This window comes from Mycobacterium sp. G7A2 (genome assembly GCF_041902445.1).
Taxonomy (GTDB): domain Bacteria; phylum Actinomycetota; class Actinomycetes; order Mycobacteriales; family Mycobacteriaceae; genus Mycobacterium.
The window spans coordinates 5,458,890-5,483,313 of sequence record NZ_CP169251.1 but is presented as its reverse complement, the minus strand read 5'-3'; the positions used below and the strand labels follow the sequence as shown (position 1 = coordinate 5,483,313).

Genomic DNA, 24,424 nt, shown 5'->3' with positions numbered 1-24,424 from the left:
CCCGCTGGGGTCATGCGGGGTCGCGCTGTCATCATCGGACGCGTGGTGAGCGGACCAGCGAGGAGGACCGACACGGCCCTCGCGGCCCGGTTGGCCGCACTCGCCTCGTTCGGTGCGGCTGTCATCCACTTTGCGGTGGTGCCGGCGCATTGGCAGGAGTGGATGGTCGCTGGGCAGTTCTTCGCACTCCTGGCGCTGTTCCAACTCGTGTGGGCACGCGCGGTGCTGGCCCGACCGACGAATCTCGTTCTTGCCGGCGGAGTCCTGCTCAACTTGGGAGCCATTGCGCTGTGGGTGGTGTCCAGAACCGTGGGAGCGCCGTTCGGTCCGCACGCCGGAGAGCCTGAGCTCGTGCAGGCTGCCGACCTGTGCGCGCTGCTGCTCCAGCTGTATGTGGTGATGGGAGCGGGGTGGCTGTGCCACCGCGGCCTACGGGGCAAGCCGATTTCGTGGTTGGCCAACGGTGTCGTCCTCCTCGGTGCCACCAGCATCGTCGCGCTCGCCTCCACTGTCGGCGTCGCTTCCGGGCTCCAGCACGGCCATCACTCCCCGTCCGGGACGGGCACCGGTCATCACGGGCCCGGCGTCGATCACGCCGATGAGCATCGAGCTCACCCGCCGGAGGCGAACTCTCCCGCGCCCCTCGACGAATCGGTCGGCACGCCGGCGCAGACCGCACCTGCGCCGCGGGTCGCCCCGTCAGCTGTGCCGTTACACGACTCACATGACCACGAGCACGGCTGACAGCTGATCTCCCGCCGGGATGACAGCGTGCCCGCCGAACGTCGTCGGGATCCCCGCCGGGACAGCCGTCAGCGCCCCATCGAGGCGCGACTGGTGTGACGGTGCTCATGTGTCGGGAACAAATGCGGTGCGCACCCCGTTGACCCGAGCGATAGTTGAGTGAACCAGACTCAAGTCAGGCTTGACACCACGGTGTGACAAGAGCAGGCTTGAGCGCGGCGCACTCAGTTCCACCAAACGTTCTATTCAGGAGGCAGTAACTATGGCTCGTGCGGTCGGTATCGACCTCGGGACCACCAACTCCGTCGTCGCAGTGCTCGAGGGTGGCGACCCCGTCGTCGTCGCGAACTCCGAGGGCTCCCGGACCACCCCGTCGATCGTCGCGTTCGCGCGTAACGGCGAGGTGCTGGTCGGCCAGCCCGCCAAGAACCAGGCCGTCACCAACGTCGACCGCACCATCAGGTCGGTCAAGCGTCACATGGGCTCGGACTGGAACGTCGAGATCGACGACAAGAAATACACGCCGCAGGAGATCAGCGCGCGTGTGCTCATGAAGCTGAAGCGTGACGCGGAGAGCTACCTCGGTGAGGACATCACCGACGCGGTCATCACGGTGCCCGCCTACTTCAACGACTCGCAGCGTCAGGCCACGAAGGAAGCCGGCCAGATCGCCGGCATGAACGTGCTGCGCATCGTCAACGAGCCGACCGCCGCGGCGCTGGCCTACGGGCTGGACAAGGGCGAGAAGGAACAGACCATCCTGGTCTTCGACCTCGGTGGCGGCACGTTCGACGTGTCTCTGCTCGAGATCGGCGAGGGGGTCGTCGAGGTGCGTGCCACCTCCGGTGACAACCACCTCGGTGGCGACGACTGGGACGACCGGATCGTCGAATGGCTGGTCGACAAGTTCAAGGCCAGCAGCGGTATCGACCTGACCAAGGACAAGATGGCGATGCAGCGTCTGCGCGAGGCGGCCGAGAAGGCCAAGATCGAGCTGAGCTCCAGCCAGTCCACGTCGATCAACCTGCCCTACATCACCGTCGACTCCGAGAAGAACCCGCTGTTCCTCGACGAGCAGCTGACCCGCGCGGAGTTCCAGCGCATCACCCAGGATCTGCTGGACCGCACCCGTCAGCCGTTCCAGTCGGTGATCAAGGACGCCGGCATCTCGGTCGGCGAGATCGACCACGTCGTGCTGGTGGGTGGTTCCACCCGTATGCCCGCGGTGTCCGAGCTGGTCAAGGAAATGACCGGCGGCAAGGAGCCCAACAAGGGCGTCAACCCGGACGAGGTCGTCGCCGTCGGCGCCGCGCTGCAGGCCGGTGTGCTCAAGGGTGAGGTGAAAGACGTTCTGCTGTTGGACGTCACGCCGCTGTCGCTCGGTATCGAAACCAAGGGTGGCGTGATGACCAAGCTCATCGAACGCAACACCACGATCCCGACCAAGCGCTCGGAGACGTTCACCACCGCCGACGACAACCAGCCGTCGGTGCAGATCCAGGTGTTCCAGGGCGAACGCGAGATCGCCGCGCACAACAAGCTGCTCGGCAGCTTCGAGCTGACCGGCATCCCGCCGGCCCCGCGCGGTGTGCCGCAGATCGAGGTCACCTTCGACATCGACGCCAACGGCATCGTGCACGTGACCGCCAAGGACAAGGGCACCGGCAAGGAAAACACCATCCGCATCCAGGAGGGCTCCGGCCTTTCCAAGGAAGAGATCGACCGGATGGTCAAGGACGCCGAGGCCCACGCCGAGGAGGACCGCAAGCGCCGCGAGGAGGCCGATGTCCGCAACCAGGCCGAGTCGCTGGTCTACCAGACGGAGAAGTTCGTCAAGGAGCAGCGCGAGGCCGAAGGTGGCTCGAAGGTCCCCGAGGACACCCTGACCAAGGTCGACGCCGCGATCAGCGACGCCAAGTCGGCGCTGGAGGGCACCGACATCGGTGCCATCAAGACCGCGATGGAGAAGCTGGGTGAGGAGAGCCAGGCCCTGGGCCAGGCGATCTATGAGGCCACTCAGGCCGAGCAGGCCTCTGCCGGTGGCCAGGAAGGCGCAGCAGGCGGCGCCGGCGGCTCTGCCGACGACGTCGTCGACGCCGAGGTGGTGGAGGACGATAGCGCGGACGGTGGCGAGCGCAAGTGAGCGACAAGGATCGAGAAGAGCCGATCACCGTCACCGACAAGCGCCGCATCGATCCCGACACCGGACAGGTTCGTGAGAGCCCGAACTCGCCCGGCCCGGCCCCCAGTGGGTCGGGGCCGGACGAGTTCGCCGGGGAGACGCCCGAGGAGGCCGGCAAGGCCGCCGAACTGCTCGCGGATCTGCAGCGGGTCCAGGCCGACTTCGCCAACTACCGCAAGCGGGCCCTGCGCGATCAGCAGGTGACCGCCGACCGGGCCAAGGCGACGGTCATCGGCCAGCTGCTTCCGGTACTCGACGATCTCGACCGGGCGCGCAGCCACGGCGACCTGGAATCCGGGCCGCTGCGGGCGGTCGCCGACAAACTCGTCAGCGCGCTGGAAGGCCTCGGCCTCACGGCGTTCGGCGACGAGGGTGACGAGTTCGACCCGGGGTTGCACGAAGCGGTGCAACATGAGGGCGACGGGACACATCCAGTGGTCGGGACCGTGATGCGCAAGGGCTACAAGGTCGGCGAGCAGGTCGTCCGTCACGCGATGGTCGGTGTCGTCGACACCGTGCCCGAGGCGAATGGTTCCGGCGACGCCGGCGCTGATGCCGGCTCCGAAGCCGGCGAGCCCTCAGAATCGTAAGAAGTGACCGCGAACAAGAATCATTAGGTAAGGAGGTGACGCGGTATGGCCCAACGAGAGTGGGTTGAGAAGGACTTCTACAAGGAGCTCGGCGTCGCCTCCGACGCCAGCCAGGACGAGATCAAGCGGGCTGCCCGCAAGATCCTCGCCGAGAACCACCCCGACCGGAACCCGGGCAACTCTGTGGCCGAAGAGCGGTACAAGGCCGCCTCCGAAGCCAAGGAGGTGCTCACCGATCCGGCCAAGCGCAAGGAATACGACGAAACCCGCCGGCTGTTCGCAGGCGGCGGGTTCGGTCGTGGCCGGTTCAGCGGTGGCAGTGGTGGCTTCGGTGGATTCGGCGGAGGCGACGGTCAGGAGTTCAACCTCAACGATCTGTTCGACGCCGCCGGGCAGACCGGCGGCGCCAACATCGGTGACCTCTTCGGCGGACTCTTCGGTCGCGGCGGGGCGCAACCGCGCCCGTCGCGGCCGCGGCGGGGCAACGACCTCGAGACCGAGACCGAGTTGTCCTTCCTCGAGGCCACCAAGGGGGTGGCGATGCCCTTGCGGCTCACCAGCCCCGCCCCGTGCACCAACTGTCACGGCAGCGGTGCACGGCCGGGCACCAGTCCCAAGGTGTGTCCGACCTGCAACGGCGCCGGAGTCGTCAACCGCAACCAGGGTGCTTTCGGGTTCTCTGAACCCTGTACCGAATGCCGCGGCAGCGGGTCGATCATCGAGCATCCGTGCGACGAATGCCGTGGCACGGGTGTGACCACCCGTACCCGCACCATCAACGTGCGGATCCCGCCGGGCGTCGAGGACGGTCAGCGCATTCGGCTGGCCGGTCAGGGCGAGGCCGGGCTGCGCGGTGCACCGTCGGGCGACCTGTACGTCACCGTGCACGTCCGGCCGGACAAGGTGTTCGGCCGCAACGGCGACGATCTCACCGTCACGGTCCCGGTCAGCTTTCACGAGCTGGCGTTGGGCACCACGCTGTCGGTGCCCACGCTGGAGGGCAAGGTGGGTGTGCGGGTGCCGAAGGGCACCTCGGACGGACGAATCCTGCGGGTACGGGGGCGCGGTGTGCCCAAACGCTCCGGCGGTAACGGCGATCTGCTGGTCACCGTCAAGGTCGCGGTGCCGCCGAACCTCGAGGGCGAGGCCGCCGAAGCACTGGAGGCCTACGCGAAGGCCGAACGCGCGAGCGGGTTCGACCCGCGGGCGGGATGGGCTGGATCCCGATGAGCGCTTGCGCGAAGAGGCGAGACTACCGATGAGCGCCAGCCGGAAGGATCCGGCCGAACAGGCTCGAACCTTCCTGATCTCGGTGGCGGCCGAGCTGGCCGGTATGCATGCGCAGACGTTGCGCACGTACGACCGGCTCGGCCTGGTCACTCCTCAGCGGACCTCCGGTGGGGGGCGCCGCTATTCGCAGCGTGACGTCGACCTGTTGCGCGAAGTCCAGCGGCTCTCGCAGGACGAGGGTGTCAATCTGGCCGGGATCAAGCGGATCATCGAGCTGACCAACCATGTCGAGGCCCTGCAGGCCCGGGTCCGTGAGTTGACCGAGGAGGTCGAACGGCTGCGCTCGCAGCCGCGGCCCAAGAGCACCGCGCTGGTCGTGTGGCAGCCCCGCAATCAGCGCTAGCCGTCAGCCGGGCCATGCGTGAACTCGGCCTCGCGGGCGTTTTCGCAGTGGTGCCCGACGGCTTCACAGCCGAGATGGTTCGGTAGCCGGCTCAATCTGCAAGGCGGTGTTGCAGGCAGCGCATGGGCTGGACGCCGCACTCGCCTTTCATTGCAGGCCACTCGTAGGCTCGGATGCGTGTCCTCCATCTGGCCCGTCCTGCACTACGACGATACGAGGGGAGCGCTGCGGTTCCTCGTTGACGTCTTCGGCTTCCATGAGATTCTCGCCGTCGCCGACGAGGACGGTGACATCGTGCATGCCGAGGTGGGCTGGCCGGGTGGCGGCTGCATGGTCTTCGGCTCGACCAAACATACCGACAGCGTTCACGGAGCCATGAAGCCAGGAGGCAGTGCCGTGTACGTCATCTCGGGCGACGTGGACGCCGTCTACGAGCGAGTGGTTCACGCCGGCAACGCCACCGTCGTCCAGGCGCCGAACAACACTCAGTTCGGTTCGGGCGTTCAAACCTACGCATTCACCGCAGCCGATCCTGAGGGCAACCTCTGGACGTTCGGCACGTACCAAGGGACGACCCAACGGTTGTAGGGGATCACTTCGTGCGACGGCCGGCTGACCGAGAGGTGCGTCGCTCCGCCGACGTGGGGGACTGGCCCGCGCAATCAGCGCTGGCCGTCAGCCGACCACGATCCGGAACTGGGCGGTGACCGACTCACCCGGCTGGACCTCGCGGTAGCCGCCGCGCCGCAACGCATCGGTGGGGGCCGCCATCGGCTCGAAGCACACCACCTCGTCGGTGGCGGGGGCGAAGACCTGCGCGGCGGTGTAACCGGCGTCGAAGTGGACCTCGATGCGGCGGTCCCCGCCCGAGACGGCGAACACCGAGCCGTCGGCGACCTCGTCGAAGCCGTCGTCGATGACCTTGTCTCCCAACGTCTCCGAGGTGGCCGGATGGGCTATCGCGGCCCCGGTCGGGATGCCCCACGGATTGACCGGCCGGTGCCGCATCGTCGGGGTCTCGATCTGCCACTGCGCCCGCGGCACACCGGGGAGTGTGAGATAGGGATGGAAACCGAAGCACATCGGGACCCGCGCCCCCGTCGTCGCCGTGACGGTGGTCTGCACGGTCAGCGTGCGCTGCATCAATGTCACGTCGAGCGTCAGCAGATGCGGAAACGGGAACGAGGCCAGCAGACCCGGGCGCGCGGCGAAGTCCAGTTCGGCGGTCAGCTGAGATTCCAGCTCGGTCGTGACGCGCCAGCCCGGGTAGGCGGCCAGCGTGCCGTGGATCGGGACACCGTGCTCGTCGGTGCGCACCCCGCCGGTGCCCGGGGTCAGGGTCACGACGGCGCCGTCGACGCCGTAGCCGTTGCTGCTGAGCCGGTTCGCCCACGGGTAGAGGATCGGGATGCCCATGGTCTTGTGGTTCGAGACGTAGGCCTGCAGGCCCCGACGTTGACCCAGCAGTTCCGCGCCGGCGTCGGACAACGACGTGGCGATCATGCCGGCTTCGGGGACATAGGTGGCGGTCAGCGCCGATGACGGGTCGCGCAGGGTGACGGTTTCGAACTCGGCCATGACCCTCGATCCTGCCACGCCGGGATCAGCTGGCCAGCGGGTCGTGCTGAATTCGTTCCGCCGGTGCGCCTTTGGCGATGAGCGCCTGCTTGGTCGCCGTCACCATCGCCGGCCCGCCGCAGAGCAGGATCTGACGGTCACTCCAACTGCCGTAGCGGGTCACCACCTCCGGTAACAGGCCGGTCTGGCGCACGTGCAGTCCGCGTGGCGGGGTGGGGTCGGGGTAGTCGGCGGCCCACGGCGGGTCGAACGTCAGCTCGGACACCGGGGTCACCGACAGCCACGGGTTGGTCGCGGCGACCTCCCACAACGTCGGGAGATCGTAGAGGTCGGCGGGATATTTCGCGCCGAAGAACAGGTGCACGCGCGGATTCTCGCTGAACCGGGCCAGGTCCATGATCAGCGCCCGCAGCGGCGCCAGCCCGGTGCTGCCGGCCACCATGAGCACGTCGCCGGCGTCGCGGTCGATGTGCAGCGCGCCGTGTGGGTTCGACACCCGCCAGCGGTCGCCGGGCCGGGCCTCACCCAGGATCGCGGTGGAGACCATGCCGCCGGGCACCGAGCGGACGTGGAACTCGACGTAGCCGTTCGCGTCGGCCGGAATCGAGGGGCTCAGGTAGCGCCACCGGCGCGGCCACTGCGGTATCTGCACCGGCACGTACTGGCCGGGCAGATAGGACAGGGCATGGTCCATCTTCAGCCGGATCACCGACACGTCGCGGGTCGGGCGCAGATGCTCGAGCACGGTGCCGTCGCAGAACGGGGGGCTGGTCTCGGCATCGGCCGCTCCGCTCATGACTCCCACGACGAGGGTCACGACGTCGTTGACCGCCTCGGACATCCGCCGGTCCCAGTGCTCGGCCAGATGGGTGCGCAGCGCGCCGAGCAGGGCAGTCTTGAGCGTTTCGTAATGGGCCTGGGTGACGCCGTACTTGCGGTGGTCGCGGCCGAGCTGGGCGAGAAAGGCCACGGGCTCCTCGGCCCGCTGGGCGATGAGCTCGTCACACAGCCATGTCAGGGCCTCGGCGAAGACGTAGCGCTGCTTCTCCATGTCCGGCGGGAACAGGTCGCGCGCGGACAGGTCGGTGGCGAACCAGCGGGTGTAGAAATCGCGGATCAGCATCTCGGACTCCGGGCCCGGGCAGACGGCGGCGCGCAGAATGCGCATCGTCTCCCGGTCTTCGAGTCCCACGCCGCACGATCCTAAGTCACCGGGCCGCGAGCTTCCTGTGACGCAACGCAGCAGCCGATAACAGTGCGGTACCGGTCAGGGCCCAGCACACCAGCACGGCGACCGCACCTGACGACCCGGCTCCGTCGAAGAAGGCCGCCGACCGCAGCACCGTGGCGGTCGCCCCCTGGGGCAGCAGCTGGCCCAGCGCGCCCCAGCCCGCAGGCAGCATCTCCGGGGCGCTGGTCAGGCCGGACAGCGGATTGCCGACCAGGACCGCGAGCAGGGCGCCGACGCCGAGCCCGGCCTTGCCGAACAGCGCACCCAGCCCGAGCAGCAGCAACAGCGCAGCCCCCACACCCAGTGTCAGTCCGCCGGCCACGCCCCAGAAGTTCGTCGTCGTCGACCCGAGCACGTAGCGCAGCAGCGCCGCGATCGTGACCCCCGACAGCGCCGCCGAGGCCAGTGCCGCCCCGAACTGCAGGCCGGGCGCCCGCGGGAAGGCGAGTACCAGCGCGATGGCCGGCAGCAGCCCGGCCAGCGTCAAGGGCAGTGCCGAGGCCGCCAGGCCGGCGCCGCGGGGATCGTCCGGGGTGGGCGGGGCGAGGTCCTCGATCGTCACCGGCATGCCGGTGTGCGTGCCGAGTTGCTGCCCCATCTGGGTCAGCAGCCCGGCCACGGCGGGGCTGGCGCCGGTGGCGATCAGCAGCGTGGCCGGCTCGCCAGGCGCCGCGGGCAGCGTGATGCCGCCGTAGACCTCCCGGTCCTCGATGGCCCGGGTCAGCGCGGCCCTACTGGGATAGAACGTCACGGCGAAGGCGTCCCGACCGCTGCGCTCGAGCATGTCGACGGTCTGCGCGGAGGCCGCCTGCGGACCGGCCGCGCCGATCGGGACCTCGCGGGGGGCCGAGTGCACCGCGGGGAGCGCGAAGGCCATCGCGATGACGGCCAGCGCCGCGGTGATCGCGAGGACGAGACCGGCGGCCCGGGCGGCCGCAGATGGTTGGTGACCCTCGCCTGCCGGAGGGGTGGGACGAGCGTTCGTCTGTTGGGTGCCAGTCATGTCGACCCGCCTTTTCACTGGGCGATGAATTAATGCCAGTGACGTTAGACGTCCGCCGGCATAATTTCAACGCTCATTGAAATGGTAGCCTGCGTCGATGGCCTCACCAGGGAAAACGCCGCGGCGCCGGGGGCGTCGGGAGGGTGAGCCGGTGTCCCGGGACGTGGTGCTGGCCGCGGCGAAGTCCCGGTTCGCTGCAGACGGCTACGAGAAGACGACGCTGCGTGCGGTGGCCACGGACGCGCGCGTCGACCCGGCGATGGTGCTGTATCTGTTCGGTTCCAAGCAGGAACTGTTCCGGGAATCGCTGCGCCTGATCATCGACCCCGCTGTGCTGGTGGCTGCCCTACAGGGACCGGAAGCCGACGGCGACCCGGACGTCGGAGCCCGGATGGTGCGCACCTACCTCGGGGTGTGGGAAGCACCCGAGACCGGGGATTCCATGCGGGCGATGCTCGCCTCGGCGACGTCGAACACCGACGCGCGCGAGGCGTTTCGCTCCTTCATGCAGAGCTACGTCCTGGCTGCCGTGTCCGAGGTGCTCGGCGGTGGCAGCGAAGCCCGCCTGCGCGCCTCGCTGGCAGGCAGCAGCCTGGTCGGAGTCGCGATGCTGCGCTATCTGATGAGCGTGCCTCCGTTGTCGGAGCTGCCGGCCGACGACGTGGTGCGGCTGGTGGCCCCTGCTGTCACGCGGTATCTGACCGCGGACGCCGACGAACTCGGGCTGCCCACCTAGAGGGCGTGGATCCCCTTGTAGGCCACCAGCAGTCCGATCACGACGAGGATCACCGCGACCAGCGTGGCGTGCTGACGCTCCATCCAGTCCTTCAGCCGCTCCAACGTGGGGTCCAGGCGATCTCCCGACACCGCGTAGGCCAGGATGGGCAGGGCGACGGTGGAGCCGGCGAACATCACGTACCAGATCTCGGCGACGAATGCCCCCGCTGGGCGCAGACCGGAGGTGCCGATGGCCAAACCGGCTGCGGCGCAGATGAACAGCACCTTGAGGTTCAGCACGGTGAGGACGACGGCGGTCACGCCGGCCTTCGCGGGCGTCAGCGTGCTCATCCGCGACATCCATCCCGGCATGTGCTCGGATTTGTGGCGGGTCGCCCAGCGGTAGACGCCGAAGACGATCAACGCGACGCCGATCACGATCCGCAGCCAGGAAGCCCAGCTCGGTGGCTTGTGGTCGAGCCCGCCCAGCAGATTGGACACCGCCACGAACAGTGCGGTGAGTGCGGCGAGGCCGACCAGCCATCCGATCATGAACGCCAGCCCGGTGGGCTTGGGCCGCGGGGTGTGCAACACCAACACGGCCGGGATGATCGTCAGCGGCGACAGTGCGACCACCAGAGCCAACGGGATGAGTTCGGTCAGGACTGAACGCCAAATCTCCGACACGTGAGAGAACCTAGCAAGGCGTGCACCCCGCTGCTCGGAATCGTGCGACCCGGCGGTCGGCACTATCGTCGCTGAGATGGCTGAGGTGCATCTCGGGCACGTGTTCCACATCGCCGGACAGCCCGTCGTCGCCGATGCGTCTGCCGCGCTCGTGTCGATACCCGACGGCGCGCTCGTCGTCGCCGACGGTCGGATCGCCTATTGCGGAGACCGCGACGCGGTGCCCGCCGAGTTCGCCTCGGCGCGGATCCGCGACCATCGTCCCGGGTTCCTGCTGCCTGGATTCGTCGACACGCACATCCATTTCCCGCAGACCTACGCCGGTGACTCCTACGGCGGCGGACAGCTGCTGGAGTGGCTCGAGGGATGCATCTTCCCGGCCGAGGCCCGGTTGTCCGACCCGGATTTCGCCCGGCGGATCGCGACCGAGTTCTGCGATCGGCGGATCGCTGCGGGCACCACCGCGGCGATGGTGTTCGGTTCGGCCTTCCCGCACGCGCAGGACGCGCTGTTCTCCGAAACCCGGCGCCGGGGTCTGCGCATCGTCAGCGGGCGGGGCATCCAGACCGTGGGGCCGGCCTCCGCCGGCGCCCTGATCACCTCCGAAGCCGATGCGCTGCGGCTGACCCGCCAGGAGATCGACACGTGGCACGCCGCCGACACGAATGACGTCGCCACCGCGCGGCTGCACGTCGCGATCGTTCCCCGGTTCTCCCTGTCGGTCACCGCCGAGACCCTGAAAGGCCTTGGGGAACTGTATGACTCGGTACGTGATCGCGGTGTGTACGTGCACACCCACCTCAACGAGAACAACCGGCCCGGCACCGGTGAGATCGACACCGTCAAGCGACTGTTCGGCGTCGAGAGCTATCTCGACACCTACGACGGCAAGTTCCTGCCCGGGTCGTCGGTCGGCGGTTCGAGCCTGCTGGGTCGTCGCACGATCCTGGCCCATTGCGTGCACTGCTCTGATGCCGAGCTGGCGCGGATGGCCGAGACGGGCACGTCGATCGCGCACTGCCCGGTGTCGCAGTTGTTCCTCGGGTCGGGCACCATGCCGTGGCGGCGCACCGTCGCCTCCGGTGTGAACATCGCGGCCGGAACGGATTTCGGCGGCGGCGACGAGTGGCTGATCCCGCGCGTGCTCGCCGACGCATTCAAGGTGCACATCAGCGAGCCCGGTTGTGACAGCGTCTCCATGCACCCCGCCGAGATGCTGTTCCTCGGCACACTTGCCGGCGCCCGCGCCCTGGACATGGAGGACCGTTTCGGCAACTTCGACGTCGGCAAGGAGGCCGACGTCGTGGTCGTCGACCCGGGCCGGACCCCGGCGTTGGCGAGTGCTGTCGACTACGGCGTTCGCTCGTCCGACCCGGCGATGGCGGCCCAGCAGACCCTGTTCGCGCTGTTGATGGGGTTGCGCGAGCCGGCCATCAGCGAGGTCTACGTCCAGGGCCGGCGCCTCGACAACGGCCCGCGATGACTTCTGGCCGACGTGCGGGTCGGTACTGGGGAGAAAGAGAGGATCACATGCCGATCTCGCACGTGCTGGCCGTCGTCCCGGTGACCGACATCGAGGCCAGCAGGCGGTGGTACACCGCGTTGTTCGACCGCCCCGAAGACAACAATCCGATGCCCTCGCTGGTCGAGTGGCAGGTGCTGCCCGGCGCCTGGGTGCAGGTGTTCGCCGACGAATCCGCCGCGGGGCAGGCGTACCTGAACTTCGCGGTCGACGACCTCGACCAGCATGTCGACGATCTGCGCCGGCGCGGTCTGCATCCGGGTGAGATCAGCGCGGCGGACAAAGGGGTGCGACTGAGCCGGATCAGCGATCCAGATGGCAACACCGTCGGGCTGATCGGCGGGTTCCGGGTGGTGTACTGAGCATCGCGTAAAGACAGTGGTGGCCTGGTGTTCGCGGCCCGCTCACGGAACCGACACCTGCCGACGCCACAGTGGTCACGTGTCTGTCGACGTGGCACTCGGCCCGCCGCAGCGCTTCCACAGCTGGTGTGCGCACCTCGTGGCGCGGCTGCCGTTCGGGCTGGCCGGCCTGGTCGCCCCCACTTTCCTGGGCTTCTGCCTCATCAACAGCTTCACCTTCGGGGTGGACCTGGTTCTGCTGGTGAGCCTGCACGGCCTACTCGGCGTGCCCTACCCGGCCGCGGTCAGCGTCGCCTACGGGTGCGCGTTCGGGCTGAGCTACGCGCTGAACCGGTATTTCAACTTTCGTTCGCATGCCCCGGTGGGGCCACAGCTGAGCGTCTACGTCGTCGTGGTGGTGATCAACTACGTCGCGTTCATCCTCGCGGTGTCGTCGGCGCTGACCGCGCTGGGCCTGGACTACCGGGTGGCGCGCATGCTGGCCGGCGCCTGCGAAGCGGTCTACATGTACTCCGCGATGCGCTGGGTGGTGTTCCGCAGGTCCTGACCGTGACCCTGATCTGAAGATCGGCGATTGATCGCCCCACCGTTCGGGTAGTCGTGCATCGATTGCACGACGGTGTCAGTCAGCGGCCAACCACTGCGGCGACGGTGAGGACCTCACACATGACAACGCCCGAACGCCCCGCGCTCGACCCCGACGTGTCCGAAAAGCCTCGACCGCCCGCGGAATCGACGCGGGTGGCTCTGCTGGGGGCCATGTTCCTGATGGCGACCAGCGCGGTCGGGCCCGGCTTCATCACCCAGACCACCGACTTCACCATGCGCCTCGGTGCCGCCTTCGCCTTCGCGATCGTCGCGTCGATCGTCATCGACTTCGCCGTGCAGTTGAACGTGTGGCGGGTGATCGGTGTCTCGGGGTTGCGCGCCCACGAGCTCGGCAACCGGGTACTGCCGGGTGTCGGCTATGCGCTGGCGGCCCTGGTGGTACTGGGCGGCCTGGTCTTCAACATCGGCAACACCAGCGGGGCGGGGCTGGGTACCGACGCGATGTTCGGCCTCGACCCGCGCATCGGAGGTGCGGTTTCCGCGCTGATCGCCATCGGCGTGTTCCTGAGCAAGCGGGCCGGCGTCGCGCTGGACCGGATCGTCGTCGTCCTCGGGGCCGGAATGATCGCGATGACCGCCTACACCGCCATCGTGTCGCGGCCACCGCTCGGTGAGGCGCTGCGCAACGCGGTGCTGCCCGAGTCGATCGACTTCCTCGCCATCACGACGATCGTCGGCGGCACCGTGGGGGGCTACATCACCTACGCCGGTGCGCACCGGATGCTCGACACCGGCATCACCGGACCCGCCAACGTCGGACGCATCACCACCGCCTCGGTGTACGGCATCCTCGTCACCGGTGTCATGCGGGCGTTGCTGTTCCTGGCGATCCTGGGTGTGACCGCCGGCGGCGTCGCCCTGGCGAAGGACAATCCGACCGCCTCGGCTTTCGAGACCGCCCTCGGCGCCGCCGGTGGTGTCTTCTTCGGCGTCATCCTCTGGGCGGCATCGATCACGTCGGTGATCGGTGCGGCGTACACCTCGGTGTCCTTTCTCACCAGATCGGAGACGTCCCGGCGTCGGCAGAACGTGTTGACGGTGGGTTTCATCGCGGTCAGCGCCGCGCTGTTCGTGCTGCTCGGCGCCGCGCCGGTGAAGCTGCTCATCTTCGCCGGCGCGTTCAACGGGTTGATCCTGCCGATCGGTTTCACCATCGTGGTCTGGGTGGCCTGGATGCGCCGCGACCTGCTCGGCGGATATCGGTATCCGCTGTGGCTGAAGGTGATTGCGCTGGCCGTGTGGCTGTTGACGCTGTACCTCGGGTGGATGTCGCTGAGCGAGCTGCCCGGGGTGTGGAGCTGATCCCCGCCCATGTCCGCTGATCCGGCCGGTATCTCGCCCGCGCAGGCGCGGACCCGATTCCGCGCCGGGCTCAGGGTTCCGACCGCGGGATGGTCGGCGGGTTACGCCCAGGCCAACCTGATCGCCGTGCCGCGCGACCATGCCTACGACGTGCTGCTGTTCGCTCAGCGGAACCCGAAGGCCTGCCCGGTACTCGACGTCCTCGAACCCGGAAACCGCAGCGGCCCAATGCTTCCCGACGGCGACATCCGCACCGACCTGCCGGCCTACCGGGTCTACGTCGACGGAGAGCTCGTCGCCGAGCCCAGCGATGTGGTCGAGTTCTGGACCGAGGACCTCGTCGCCTTCCTGATCGGCTGTAGTTTCACCTTCGAAGCGGCACTGCAGGATTCAGGGGTGGCGATGCGCCACATCGAACAGGGGCGCAACGTGCCGATGTACCGGACCAGCCGCATGTGCCGCTCGGCCGGGCGGATGAGCGGCCCGCTCGTGGTGTCCATGCGGCCGGTGGCGCCTGAACAGGTCGCCGACGCGGTGCGTATCACCTCGCGTTATCCCTCGGTGCACGGCGCCCCGGTGCACGTCGGCGATCCGGCCGCGCTGGGTATCGCCGATCTCGCGGCGCCTGACTTCGGTGAACCGGTGACCGTGCTGCCGGGTGAGATACCCGTCTTCTGGGCTTGCGGTGTGACACCGCAGGCGGCCGTCATGCAGTCTCGCCCGCCGTTGGCGATCGGTCACGCCCCCGGGCACATGCTGATCACGGATCTGCGCGACGCCGCTCTGGTCGTACCGTGAGTCACCGATCGGGGCTGTCGGCGTCGTAGCGGACGAACTGCACGGTCAACCCGCCGTCGTCGGTCAGCATCGCCGAATCGGCCCTGGCCGCACCCAGGCGGTAGGGCGGGCGCGTCACCTGCAGCGGCGGGGGAGGTGACGCGGCCGCCGCGTCGACGTCATCGACCTCGAAGGCGAGGTGAGCCAGCCCGTCGGCGCCGGACTCGATGAGCTCGAGCTTGAACCCGCGTTCATCGGAGAGCATCGCGATCCTGCGGCCGGGGTCGGCGCTGAGCGAGCCGACCCGTCGCACCACCATGCCGAGCCGCTGCAACATCGCGATGCGGTCGTCGAAATCGCCGACCTCGACGGCGATGTGGTCCAAGCGTGCGCTCATCGGCCCGGCCCCGTCCACGCTCCGGTCACCCGCTGCCCCAACCACCCGATGAACCAGAACACGACGATGCCCAGCGACGAGGACGCGAAGATCGCGGCGATGAGGCCCTCGTAGTTGAGGTTCGCCCGGTAGATGTCGAGCAGCCGGCCGATCCCCGGATAGCCCTGGCGGAAGAAGAAGTCGCTGACGATCGCGCCGATCACCGACAGTCCGCCGGCGATCCGGATCCCGGTGAACATCGCGGGCAGCGCATTCGGGAAGGCGATGGTGCGCAGCCGGGTCCAGCGCGACGCGTTGTGCAGGGTGGCCAAGTCGTGCAGGCCCGGGTCGGCGGACTTGAGCCCGAACAGGGTGTTGGTGATGATCGGAAACAGGCTCATCACCACGCACACGATGACCCGGCTGGAGAAGTTGAACCCGAGCCACAACCCGACCAACGGCACGATCGCGACGATCGGCAGCGTCTGAACGATCACCGCATACGGATAGATCGACTCCTCGAGCCAGCGGGCCTGGCTCATCAGCACCGCGATCGTGACACCGACGAGCACGGCTACCCCGAGCCCGGTCAACGCGACCGTCGCGGTCTGGGTCAGCGCGGCGACGATGGCCGAACGCGAAACCGGGTCGACCAGACCGGTGTGGGCGACCGCCCACGGCGGCGGCAGCAGGAATCGGCGGCGCTCGTCGAGCACCAGGTACGTGACCGCCACCCACAGCGCCAGACCGGCCAACAGCACCAGTGCGGGAAGCACGATGCGACGGGCGCGGTGCGCCGCCGCGCGACGTGGCGTCGCGGTGGTCGTGGACGCAGCGAGGACTCGCGGTTCTTCGGTGGTCGTGCTCATCGGCTCACCGCCCGCAACGCCTCCGAGGCCGCGGCGCAGACTTCGGCGAACTGCGCCGAGTAGCGCAAGTCGTCGCCACGCGGGTAGGCAAATGGCACGTCGATGTCGGCAACGATGCGACCCGGCCGCGGCGACATGACCAGCACCCGGGTGCCCAGGTACACCGCCTCGGCGATGGAATGCGTCACGAACACCCCGGCGAACGGGGCGTCCCGGAAGACCTCGATGAGTTCGTCGTTGAGTCGTTCGCGGCTCAGTTCGTCCAGTGCGCCGAACGGCTCGTCGAACAGGAAGACGTCCGGGCGTAGCGTCAGCGATCGGGCGATCGACGCCCGCATCCGCATGCCACCGGAAAGCTGTCGCGGGTAGTGCTTTTCGAAACCGGAGAGGTTCACGCGGTCAATAGCCTGCTGGGCGAGGCGGCGACGTTCGGCCCTCTTGACGCCGTTGAGCTCGGCCAGGTAGCCGACGTTGCCGATCAGGGTGCGCCACGGCATGAGCGTGGGGTCCTGGAAGACGTAACCCAGCTCCCCGCGCACCGACACCGTTCCGGCGGTGGGACGCAGCAGACCCGAGGCGAGTTTGAGCACCGTGGACTTCCCGCAACCGGACGCGCCGACGATGCTCACCATCTGTCCGGGCGTCACCTCCAGATCGACGCCGTCGAGCACTTCGGTGCCGTCCGGGTAGCGCATGCTCACCCCCGATAGTCGAAGGCCTTGTACGACAGTGTCGTTGGGTGCGACGGCGACGGCGCTCACAGCATCTCCTCGATCGGGTCGCGCCGGTACTTCAACGAGAAGTCCTTGGTGGCGTTGGCGATGTGCACGCTCATCAACTGATCGGCCCCTTCTACGTCGGCGGCTTCGATGGCGTTGAGCAGGTCGGCGTGTTCGTGCCACGACGACGCTGCCCGGTTGGCGATGTCCACCGAGTACATCCACGCCACCTTCTTCATCAGATCGGCGATTATGCGGCGCGCGACCTGATTGCCGCTGGCCTGTGCCAGCAGATCGTGGTACTCGGTGTTGAGGGCGGCCAGGTCGTCGAGGCGATCCTGCGCCATCGCGGCTTCGGCCTCGCCCATCACCCGATGCAGTTGCGCCAGGTGCGCGTCGGTGCGCCGTTGCGCTGCCGAGCGGGCGATGAGCGTTTCCAGGTTCGCCCGGACCTCGAGAATGCTTCGTGCTTCGTCTTCGTCGAGGCGCGCGACGACCACGCCGCGCCCCGGCCGTGACACCAGGAAACCTTCGGCTTCCAGCACTCGCACGGCTTCGCGCACCGGGTTGCGTGAGACACCGAGCTCGGCGGCGACCTCCGCCTCGCCGAGCGCCGTTCCGGGGGCACGCCAGCCCTTGATGATCTCTTCGCGCAGACGGTGGGCCACACGTTCGTGCAGCGGGTCCAGGCGCGATCGGCGGGTCAGTGCGTCGGTCATGGCATCAGCTTGCCCGGGTTGAGCAGTCCGCGCGGATCGAATGTGGCCGCCGCCGCCAGGTAGCCGTCGAGGCCACCGTGGCTGCCGACGAGCCAGGTGTGCGGGTTGACGACCACGACTCCCAGCGCACGGAGGGCCTCGATGCCTCTGGTCAGCGTCTCGTCGTCGACCCACGTGGACAGCAGCAGGCCCGAGAAGCCCTTGCCGTAACGCCGGGGGGCGTTCCCGTCCAGATGGATGCGGGCGTCCGGAAGCGTTGCGCGGACGGCCTTTTCGTGTTCGACCACGGCTTCGCCGCGGATCTGCACCGCCGCCAGCCCTGGATCGCAGCGGTGAGCCCGCAGCGTGCTGTGGTTGTAGACGCTGCTGGTCATCGCGCGCACGGCGGTGTCGTCGATCGCCGTGACCCGGCCCCCGGCCGCGCCCGTGATCGTGCGGGCCGCCTCGGCGGTGCCCACCTCGAGCATGGCGCGCAGCAGCACCGCGCCGTCGTGACCGTCGTGCGCGATGAAGGTCTCCCAGACGGCGCGGTCGTCGACCGAGATCGCGCGTGGCGGTACCGGGAGATCCATCAGCTCGCGTCCGGCCCGTGTGGCCGCGGCGAGCGTGTCGAACGCGGCGAACAGCACGGTGCGGTCCCGCTTGGGCGCGGTACCCAACCTGGCTCGCGTGATGATGCCGGTGGTGCCGTAGGCGTGCAGGTGCCGGCCCATCGAATCGCCGGTGATGTCAACGGGTTCGGGGTCCTGCACGCAACCGACGACGGTGAGGCCCCGGACCCAGCCGTCCCAGATGGAACCGAACTCGATGGAGCCGATGCCCTGGTTGCCGCCGGACAGGAAGCCCGCGACCGTGCTGGTCACGGTGCTCGGCATCACCGCGACCTCCCGGTTGTGTTCGGCCAGCGCCTCTTCCAGCGACGCGAAGGTGGCGCCCGCCTCGACGACGACGCTGTCCGCGTCGATGTCGATGATGCCGGTGAGCCGGGTGGTGTCGAGCACGATGCCCGGTGCCATCGGAACGGACTGACCGTAGTTGCTGGTGCCGGCGCCGCGCGGCGTCACCGCCAGCCGGCGCCGGTAGGCGAAGTCCAGCACGTCGGCGACCTGATCGGTGTGCTCGGGACTGACCGCGACGGAGGCGGGCACCGAGCGCAGATCGCGCGACAGGATCGGTGACAGCCAGGAGAAGTCCCGCGACAACCGGTGGAGCACCTCGGGTCTGGTCTCCACCCCCGGCCGGCCGACGAGCGCGATGAGCTCGTCGGCCAGATCGGCCGAGACCGTCACAGGCCGATCTCCGGATCGATGAACTCGTTCGTGTAGACGACCGCCGGGTCGTCGACAGGGACGAAGTCAGGGTTGGACTCGGCCAGAATCGGTGTCACCAGCGCCGCGAACTCCGCGACGCGGGCCGGGTCGAAGTTGCCGAGCGTTCCGTCGGCGCCGTTTCCGACCACGCCGCGTTCCCGCATCGTCTCGGTGGCGAACTCGTTGGCGTCCAGAGTCAAGGTCCACGAACTGGCCAGCTCCTCGACGATCGAGACGAGCCGCTCGTTCATCGGTGCGGGATCACTGATGTAGTCGACCTGGGCCTGCTGGAGCAGCGGCACCAGACCGGCGAGGCAGTCGCGGCGCTGCTCCAGGGTCTCCGGGGTGGCGCCGAGCGCGTTCTCGTACGGGTTGTAGCCGGCCTCGGCCAGCAGCAGCGAATCCACCGGCTGGCCCCATTCCGGGAAGTCGTGCTGGTAGGTGTAGGGCTCGCTGGTGACATAGCCCTGCTGCACCACGTCGCCGCCGCTGGCCACCAACCGCGACGGCGAACCGTCGTAGCTGTCGTCGATCTGGCCCGCCGTCAGCTGGCCTTCCTCGACGAAGTAGGTGACCCAGGGGTCGTCGGAGCCGTAGACCAGCACCGGCAGGCCGGAGGCTCCGATGTCGGCCATCGAGCCGAACTCGTGCTTCTCGGGGTCCCACAGCAGTACCTGCGGGCTCTGCTCGAGCGGCGCGAACACCGAGACCGTCGGGAACTCGGCGTTGAGGTTGAGTGCCTCGTCGGTGTTGATCTCGCCGAGCAGGATGTCGGGATCCTGGTACAGCATGGACACCGCGGACTGATCGCCGACGTACGGGCCGCCGACGCGCACTTCCAGATCGACGCCCGTGGAGCCCAGCGGCCCGACGTAGGCGCCTTTGTCCACATCGACCACGCCCTCGGTGCCGATGAGCTGGTACAGGTAGCCGCGTTCGGGTTGCGGGAACCACCCGGTCTGGATGACCACGGTGTCGGGACAGACGCCCGACAGGTCGGTGGTGTAGGCCGCGGCCGCACGTTCGTCGGACCCGGCCTCGGGTGCGGGATCCGAGGAGCAGCCGGCCAGCGCGGCGGCCGAGCCGACCGCGGCAAGCACCGATGCGGTGCGGGCAATCTTGTATACATCCATGCCCGCAATGTTGTGGGCATGCTGTTTCGGGGTTGTGACGTGGTCGTGAAGATCGCTCGACGGCTGACGGTGCGCCGCGGCCCGCACGCGCATCGGCGAGAGCCGCCGCGTCGTCGGTGTTTGCCAGGTGGTGCGGGGGTGCGCGGACCGATCGACGCTCAGCGGCTCTCGAACTGGTTGCGTCCCAGGCTGCCGACGAAGCGCGGGCCCACCGCGTCGAGTTCGCGGCGGTAGGACTCGGCCCAGGTGCCGAACGGGTGCTCGGCCAGGTATTCGTTGCGGAACCGGTCGTCCTCGGAGACCTCGGTGGTGCAGAACGACGGGATGGTCAGGTCGACCACGGGTCCGTCCCGCTCGACCTCGGCCATCATCAGCGGCGCGTTGCCGGCGAGGAACCGGTCGATGATCCAGCCGTCCTCGCCCAGCCAGACCGAGGACCGCACCTTGAGCACGACATGCGCTGCCCGCGAGACGATCTGGCCGGCCACCAACGCGTCGAGCTCGCGTTCGGCCTCGTAGCGGGTGCCGCCCGCGGCCGGCCCCTTGGCGGTCATGGTGCCGATCGCATCGTCACCCAGCATGGTCAGCAGCTCGGCGAGGCTGGCGTCCAGGTCGGCGGGCGCGGGCCCCTGCAGTCGAACCCGTACCGCGTACCCGTCGGCGGCGAACAGATACGCCTGGGCGATGAGGGCGGGACTGGGGTCGGAGGCCGCCACGGCCGGCATGTCGAGCACGAAGAACTTCCGTTCGAACTCGAAGTCACCGAAGTCGGCCATCTTGGGACGTTAACCCGGACGCGTCCTCAGCTCCGGCGACCAGGGGCTGTGTTGGGCGTGCAAAATTGCCGGAAATTTTCTAGAGTTGAGCGGAACAGACTCAACCTTGACTGCGTTGGCCTAGAGGACAAGCATTTTTCCCACCGATGAATGGAGGTGTCGTGGACTCGTTCAACCCGACCACGAAGACCCAAGCGGCACTGACCTCGGCGATGCAGGCGGCCACCACCGCGGGCAACCCACAGATCATGCCCGCGCACCTGTTGATGGCGCTGCTCACCCAGAACGACGGCATCGCCGGCCCGCTGTTGGAGGCGGTCGGAGTTGATCCTGCGACGATCCGCGCCGAAGCGGAACGCCTGATCGGCCGGCTGCCCACGGCCAGTGGTGCCAGCACGACCCCGCAGCTGAGCCGGGAGTCGATCGCCGCCATCACTGTGGCCCAGCAACTGGCCACCGAACTGGACGACGAGTACGTCTCCACCGAACACCTGCTGGTCGGCCTGGCCAGTAACGACACCGACGTCGCCAAGCTGCTGACCGGCCACGGCGCGTCCCCGCAGGCGCTGCGCGAAGCGTTCCAGAAGGTGCGCGGCAGCGCGCGGGTGACCAGCCCGGACCCCGAGGGCAGCTATCAGGCGCTGGAGAAGTACTCCACCGACCTGACCGCCCGGGCCCGGGAAGGCAAGCTCGACCCGGTGATCGGCCGTGACAACGAGATCCGGCGCGTCGTGCAGGTGCTCTCCCGGCGCACCAAGAACAACCCGGTTCTCATCGGCGAGCCCGGCGTGGGCAAGACCGCCATCGTCGAGGGCCTGGCGCAGCGCGTCGTGGCCGGTGACGTGCCCGAGAGCCTGCGCGACAAGACCGTCATCTCGCTCGACCTGGGCTCGATGGTGGCCGGCGCCAAGTACCGCGGTGAGTTCGAGGAACGCCTCAAGGCCGTCCTCGACGAGATCAAGAACTCCGCGGGGCAGATCATCACGTTCATCGACGAGTTGCACACCATCGTCGGCGCCGGCGCCACCGGCGAGTCGGCGATGGACGCCGGCAACATGATCAAGCCCATGCTGGCCCGCGGTGAGCTGCGGCTGGTCGGGGCGACCACGCTCGACGAGTACCGCAAGTACATCGAGAAGGACGCCGCGCTGGAACGCCGCTTCCAGCAGGTGCTGGTGGGCGAGCCGTCTCCCGAGGACACCGTCGGCATCCTGCGTGGCCTCAAGGAGCGCTACGAGGTGCACCACGGTGTGCGCATCACCGACTCGGCGCTGGTGGCCGCGGCGACGCTGTCCGACCGGTACATCACGTCGCGGTTCCTGCCCGACAAGGCCATCGACCTCGTCGACGAGGCGGCCTCGCGGCTGCGGATGGAGATCGACTCCCGCCCCGTCGAGATCGACGAGGTGGAACGCCTGGTGCGGCGCCTCGAGATCGAGGAGATGGCGCTGGCCAAGGAGGAGGACGTCGCCTCCAAGGAACGCCTGGAGAAGTTGCGGGCCGAGCTGGCCGACTACAAGGAGAAGCTCTCCGAGCTGACCACCCGTTGGCAGAACGAGAAGGGCGCCATCGATGTGGTGCGCGAGCTCAAGCAGCAGCTGGAGGACCTGAAGGGGGCCGCCGACCGCGCCGAACGCGACGGTGACCTGGCCAAGGCCGCCGAGCTGCGCTACGGGCGCATCCCCGAGGTCGAGAAGAAGCTCGACGCCGCGGTCCCGCAGGCCGAGGTCCGCGAGAACGTGATGCTCAAGGAGGAGGTCGGTCCCGACGACATCGCCGAGGTGGTGTCGGCGTGGACCGGAATCCCGGCGGGCCGGATGCTCGAGGGTGAGACGGCCAAGCTGCTGCGCATGGAGGAGGAGCTGGGTCGTCGCGTCGTCGGGCAGAAGAAGGCCGTCGCCGCGGTGTCCGACGCGGTTCGCCGCAGTCGCGCCGGTGTCGCCGACCCGAACCGGCCCACCGGTTCGTTCATGTTCCTGGGCCCGACCGGTGTCGGCAAGACCGAGCTGGCGAAGGCGCTGGCGGAGTTCCTGTTCGACGACGAGCGCGCGATGGTGCGCATCGACATGAGCGAGTACGGCGAGAAGCACTCCGTGGCACGCCTGGTCGGCGCCCCTCCGGGGTACGTCGGCTACGACCAGGGTGGTCAGCTGACCGAAGCGGTGCGCCGGCGCCCGTACACGGTGATCCTGTTCGACGAGATCGAAAAGGCCCACCCCGACGTGTTCGACGTGCTGCTGCAGGTGCTCGACGAGGGCAGGCTGACCGACGGCCAGGGCCGCACGGTCGACTTCCGCAACACGATCCTGATCCTGACCTCCAACCTGGGTGCCGGCGGCACCGAGGAGCAGGTGATGGCGGCGGTGCGGGCGGCGTTCAAGCCCGAGTTCATCAACCGGCTCGACGACGTGATCATGTTCGACGCGCTGAATCCCGAGCAGCTGGTGTCGATCGTCGACATCCAGCTGGCCCAGCTGGATAAGCGCCTCGCGCAGCGCCGGCTGGCGCTCGAGGTGTCGTTGCCGGCGAAGAAGTGGCTGGCCGAGCGTGGCTTCGACCCGCTCTACGGGGCCCGGCCGCTGCGCCGCCTGGTGCAGCAGGCCATCGGCGACCAGCTGGCCAAGATGCTGCTGGCCGGCGATGTGCACGACGGCGACGTGGTGCCGGTGAACGTGAGCGCGGACGGCGACTCCCTGGTGCTGGGATGAGCGCTTGCGCGAAGACCCGAGGGTTGGGCTGACACCCCGAGGGTTGGGATGACACCCCGCCGAGACTGCGGTCAGATCGCGAAATCCCCGTTGGGGGCGATCTGACCGCAGTTTCGCGCTGTGTGGGGGCTCAGCTGTGCGGGGACTCAGCTGAACGCGCTGCTGGGCACGTCGGTTTCGTCGCCCAGCAGCGCGTTCACGATGCGCTCGGCGACCACGTCGGGGTCCAGGCCGGTGGGCAGCCGCGGCGGCTCGCCGGCGATGGCCCGGCCCGCCAGCCCGGTCTCGGTGTGCGGCGGCCGGACGTCGACGACCCGGATCTTGCATCGCCGGGCCTCTCCGCGCACGGCCGTGAACAGTGCCGCCGCGGCGGCCTTGACCGCCGAGTAGACCGCCATGTTGGCCATCGGCTTCTCGGCGACGACCGCGCTGATGTTCAGGAGCACCCCGCCGGGGGCCAGCTCGGGTAACGCGGCCCGTACCACCCGCAGCGGCGCCAGGAAGTCCACCAGCACCAGATCGTCGACGGTGTCGTCGTCGATGTCGGTCACCGGCCCGAACGCCACCACGCCCGCGGCGATGACGACGCCGTCGAGGTGCCCGTGCTGCTCAACCGCCGCGGCCACGACGCTTCTGCCGGCGTCGGGGTCCCGCAGATCCGCGATGATGACATGGGCCCCGTCGAACGCCGCCAGCGCGTCGGCGGAGCGTCCCGTCACCGTCAGCGCGGCTCCGCGCGCGGCGAGTGCCTGCGCAACGCGTGACCCGAGTGCGCCGCTGGCGCCGACGACGAGGTAGGCCTTACCGGAGAAGTCGGTCACCATCCGAGTATGCGTGGGCAGCGCCGACGGCGGCCCCGGGAGAAGGTGACCGGGTT

General features: G+C 68.6%; 25 protein-coding genes. 13 read left to right on the top strand and 12 right to left on the bottom strand.

Translation table 11 applies throughout. The features are described 5' to 3' along the window. Window positions 1-12: 12 nt before the first annotated feature. The 6 genes from ACEWX3_RS26140 to ACEWX3_RS26115 all read left to right on the top strand — a co-directional run bounded on the left by ACEWX3_RS26140 (window position 13) and on the right by ACEWX3_RS26115 (window position 5,737). The gene (locus tag ACEWX3_RS26140; protein WP_207068125.1) at window positions 13-744 is read left to right on the top strand and encodes a hypothetical protein; all 732 of its coding nucleotides are present in this window, start codon (window positions 13-15) and stop codon (window positions 742-744) included. Window positions 745-1,006: 262 nt separating this feature from the next. Continuing rightward, window positions 1,007-2,887: a molecular chaperone DnaK gene (dnaK, locus tag ACEWX3_RS26135; RefSeq protein WP_207068124.1), complete on the top strand. Its 1,881-nt coding sequence runs from the start codon at window positions 1,007-1,009 to the stop codon at window positions 2,885-2,887. Further along, window positions 2,884-3,516: a nucleotide exchange factor GrpE gene (gene grpE / locus ACEWX3_RS26130; RefSeq protein WP_374158119.1), complete on the top strand. Its 633-nt coding sequence runs from the start codon at window positions 2,884-2,886 to the stop codon at window positions 3,514-3,516. The genes dnaK and grpE overlap by 4 nt, the downstream gene beginning before the upstream one ends. Before the next feature lie 45 nt (window positions 3,517-3,561). Continuing rightward, the gene (gene dnaJ / locus ACEWX3_RS26125; protein ID WP_221350246.1) at window positions 3,562-4,746 is read left to right on the top strand and encodes a molecular chaperone DnaJ; all 1,185 of its coding nucleotides are present in this window, start codon (window positions 3,562-3,564) and stop codon (window positions 4,744-4,746) included. A gap of 28 nt (window positions 4,747-4,774) precedes the next feature. After that, window positions 4,775-5,149, top strand: a complete 375-nt coding sequence (locus ACEWX3_RS26120; RefSeq protein WP_207068121.1) for a heat shock protein transcriptional repressor HspR — start codon at window positions 4,775-4,777, stop codon at window positions 5,147-5,149. Window positions 5,150-5,326: 177 nt separating this feature from the next. Then, window positions 5,327-5,737, top strand: a complete 411-nt coding sequence (locus tag ACEWX3_RS26115) for a VOC family protein (protein WP_207068120.1) — start codon at window positions 5,327-5,329, stop codon at window positions 5,735-5,737. Between the two features lie 87 nt (window positions 5,738-5,824). Here the strand turns inward: ACEWX3_RS26115 and ACEWX3_RS26110 are convergent, their stop codons facing one another. Genes ACEWX3_RS26110 through ACEWX3_RS26100 form a run of 3 tightly spaced genes read right to left on the bottom strand, consistent with a single transcriptional unit; the run spans window position 5,825 to window position 8,961 of the window. After that, window positions 5,825-6,727 (bottom strand): aldose 1-epimerase, encoded by a 903-nt coding sequence (locus ACEWX3_RS26110; RefSeq protein ID WP_207068119.1) that lies wholly within the window; start codon window positions 6,725-6,727, stop codon window positions 5,825-5,827. Window positions 6,728-6,752: 25 nt separating this feature from the next. Next, entirely contained in the window at window positions 6,753-7,919 is a 1,167-nt protein-coding gene (locus tag ACEWX3_RS26105; RefSeq protein ID WP_207068118.1) for an FAD-binding oxidoreductase, read from the bottom strand. Between the two features lie 16 nt (window positions 7,920-7,935). Then, complete coding sequence (locus ACEWX3_RS26100) at window positions 7,936-8,961, bottom strand: ABC transporter permease (protein ID WP_374158118.1); 1,026 nt, start codon at window positions 8,959-8,961, stop codon at window positions 7,936-7,938. Between the two features lie 97 nt (window positions 8,962-9,058). Here ACEWX3_RS26100 and ACEWX3_RS26095 point away from each other — a divergent pair, with 97 nt between their 5' ends. Next, window positions 9,059-9,697 carry a TetR family transcriptional regulator gene (locus tag ACEWX3_RS26095; RefSeq protein WP_374158117.1) on the top strand — a complete coding sequence of 213 codons (639 nt, stop codon included), beginning with the start codon at window positions 9,059-9,061 and terminating at the stop codon, window positions 9,695-9,697. Here ACEWX3_RS26095 and ACEWX3_RS26090 read toward each other — a convergent pair. Next, window positions 9,694-10,365, bottom strand: coding sequence for a GAP family protein (locus tag ACEWX3_RS26090; RefSeq protein ID WP_207068115.1), 672 nt, complete (start codon window positions 10,363-10,365; stop codon window positions 9,694-9,696). The two genes, ACEWX3_RS26095 and ACEWX3_RS26090, sit on opposite strands and share 4 nt — an antisense overlap. 76 nt (window positions 10,366-10,441) lie before the next feature. Between ACEWX3_RS26090 and ACEWX3_RS26085 the strand changes: the two genes are divergently transcribed. From ACEWX3_RS26085 to ACEWX3_RS26065, 5 genes are all read left to right on the top strand, one after another. Further along, window positions 10,442-11,848, top strand: coding sequence for a guanine deaminase (locus ACEWX3_RS26085; RefSeq protein ID WP_207068114.1), 1,407 nt, complete (start codon window positions 10,442-10,444; stop codon window positions 11,846-11,848). A 47-nt stretch (window positions 11,849-11,895) separates the two neighbouring features. Beyond that, window positions 11,896-12,249, top strand: a complete 354-nt coding sequence (locus ACEWX3_RS26080) for a VOC family protein (protein ID WP_207068113.1) — start codon at window positions 11,896-11,898, stop codon at window positions 12,247-12,249. 79 nt (window positions 12,250-12,328) lie between these two features. Beyond that, the gene (locus ACEWX3_RS26075; RefSeq protein WP_207068112.1) at window positions 12,329-12,796 is read left to right on the top strand and encodes a GtrA family protein; all 468 of its coding nucleotides are present in this window, start codon (window positions 12,329-12,331) and stop codon (window positions 12,794-12,796) included. A 119-nt stretch (window positions 12,797-12,915) separates the two neighbouring features. After that, window positions 12,916-14,160 (top strand): NRAMP family divalent metal transporter, encoded by a 1,245-nt coding sequence (locus ACEWX3_RS26070; RefSeq protein ID WP_374158116.1) that lies wholly within the window; start codon window positions 12,916-12,918, stop codon window positions 14,158-14,160. A 9-nt stretch (window positions 14,161-14,169) separates the two neighbouring features. Further along, a complete protein-coding gene (locus ACEWX3_RS26065; protein ID WP_374158115.1) occupies window positions 14,170-14,958 on the top strand; it encodes a putative hydro-lyase in 789 nt (262 codons plus the stop codon). Window position 14,959: 1 nt separating this feature from the next. Here the strand turns inward: ACEWX3_RS26065 and ACEWX3_RS26060 are convergent, their stop codons facing one another. The 7 genes from ACEWX3_RS26060 to ACEWX3_RS26030 form a co-directional block, all read right to left on the bottom strand. Further along, window positions 14,960-15,334, bottom strand: a complete 375-nt coding sequence (locus ACEWX3_RS26060; protein WP_374158114.1) for a VOC family protein — start codon at window positions 15,332-15,334, stop codon at window positions 14,960-14,962. Then, a complete protein-coding gene (locus ACEWX3_RS26055; protein ID WP_207068108.1) occupies window positions 15,331-16,182 on the bottom strand; it encodes an ABC transporter permease in 852 nt (283 codons plus the stop codon). The genes ACEWX3_RS26060 and ACEWX3_RS26055 overlap by 4 nt, the downstream gene beginning before the upstream one ends. After that, entirely contained in the window at window positions 16,179-16,877 is a 699-nt protein-coding gene (locus ACEWX3_RS26050; RefSeq protein WP_207068130.1) for an ABC transporter ATP-binding protein, read from the bottom strand. Before ACEWX3_RS26050 ends, ACEWX3_RS26055 begins: the two co-directional genes overlap by 4 nt. A 62-nt stretch (window positions 16,878-16,939) precedes the next feature. Continuing rightward, window positions 16,940-17,620 carry a GntR family transcriptional regulator gene (locus tag ACEWX3_RS26045; RefSeq protein ID WP_207068107.1) on the bottom strand — a complete coding sequence of 227 codons (681 nt, stop codon included), beginning with the start codon at window positions 17,618-17,620 and terminating at the stop codon, window positions 16,940-16,942. Further along, the gene (locus tag ACEWX3_RS26040) at window positions 17,617-18,909 is read right to left on the bottom strand and encodes an FAD-binding oxidoreductase (RefSeq protein ID WP_374158113.1); all 1,293 of its coding nucleotides are present in this window, start codon (window positions 18,907-18,909) and stop codon (window positions 17,617-17,619) included. Before ACEWX3_RS26040 ends, ACEWX3_RS26045 begins: the two co-directional genes overlap by 4 nt. Further along, complete coding sequence (locus tag ACEWX3_RS26035; protein WP_374158112.1) at window positions 18,906-20,063, bottom strand: ABC transporter substrate-binding protein; 1,158 nt, start codon at window positions 20,061-20,063, stop codon at window positions 18,906-18,908. Before ACEWX3_RS26035 ends, ACEWX3_RS26040 begins: the two co-directional genes overlap by 4 nt. 158 nt (window positions 20,064-20,221) lie before the next feature. Continuing rightward, complete coding sequence (locus ACEWX3_RS26030; protein ID WP_374158111.1) at window positions 20,222-20,839, bottom strand: hypothetical protein; 618 nt, start codon at window positions 20,837-20,839, stop codon at window positions 20,222-20,224. Window positions 20,840-21,000: 161 nt separating this feature from the next. Between ACEWX3_RS26030 and clpB the strand changes: the two genes are divergently transcribed. Continuing rightward, a complete protein-coding gene (clpB, locus tag ACEWX3_RS26025) occupies window positions 21,001-23,547 on the top strand; it encodes an ATP-dependent chaperone ClpB (protein WP_374158110.1) in 2,547 nt (848 codons plus the stop codon). 146 nt (window positions 23,548-23,693) lie between these two features. Here clpB and ACEWX3_RS26020 read toward each other — a convergent pair whose 3' ends face one another. Continuing rightward, the gene (locus ACEWX3_RS26020) at window positions 23,694-24,371 is read right to left on the bottom strand and encodes an SDR family NAD(P)-dependent oxidoreductase (protein WP_374158109.1); all 678 of its coding nucleotides are present in this window, start codon (window positions 24,369-24,371) and stop codon (window positions 23,694-23,696) included. Window positions 24,372-24,424 lie beyond the last annotated feature (53 nt).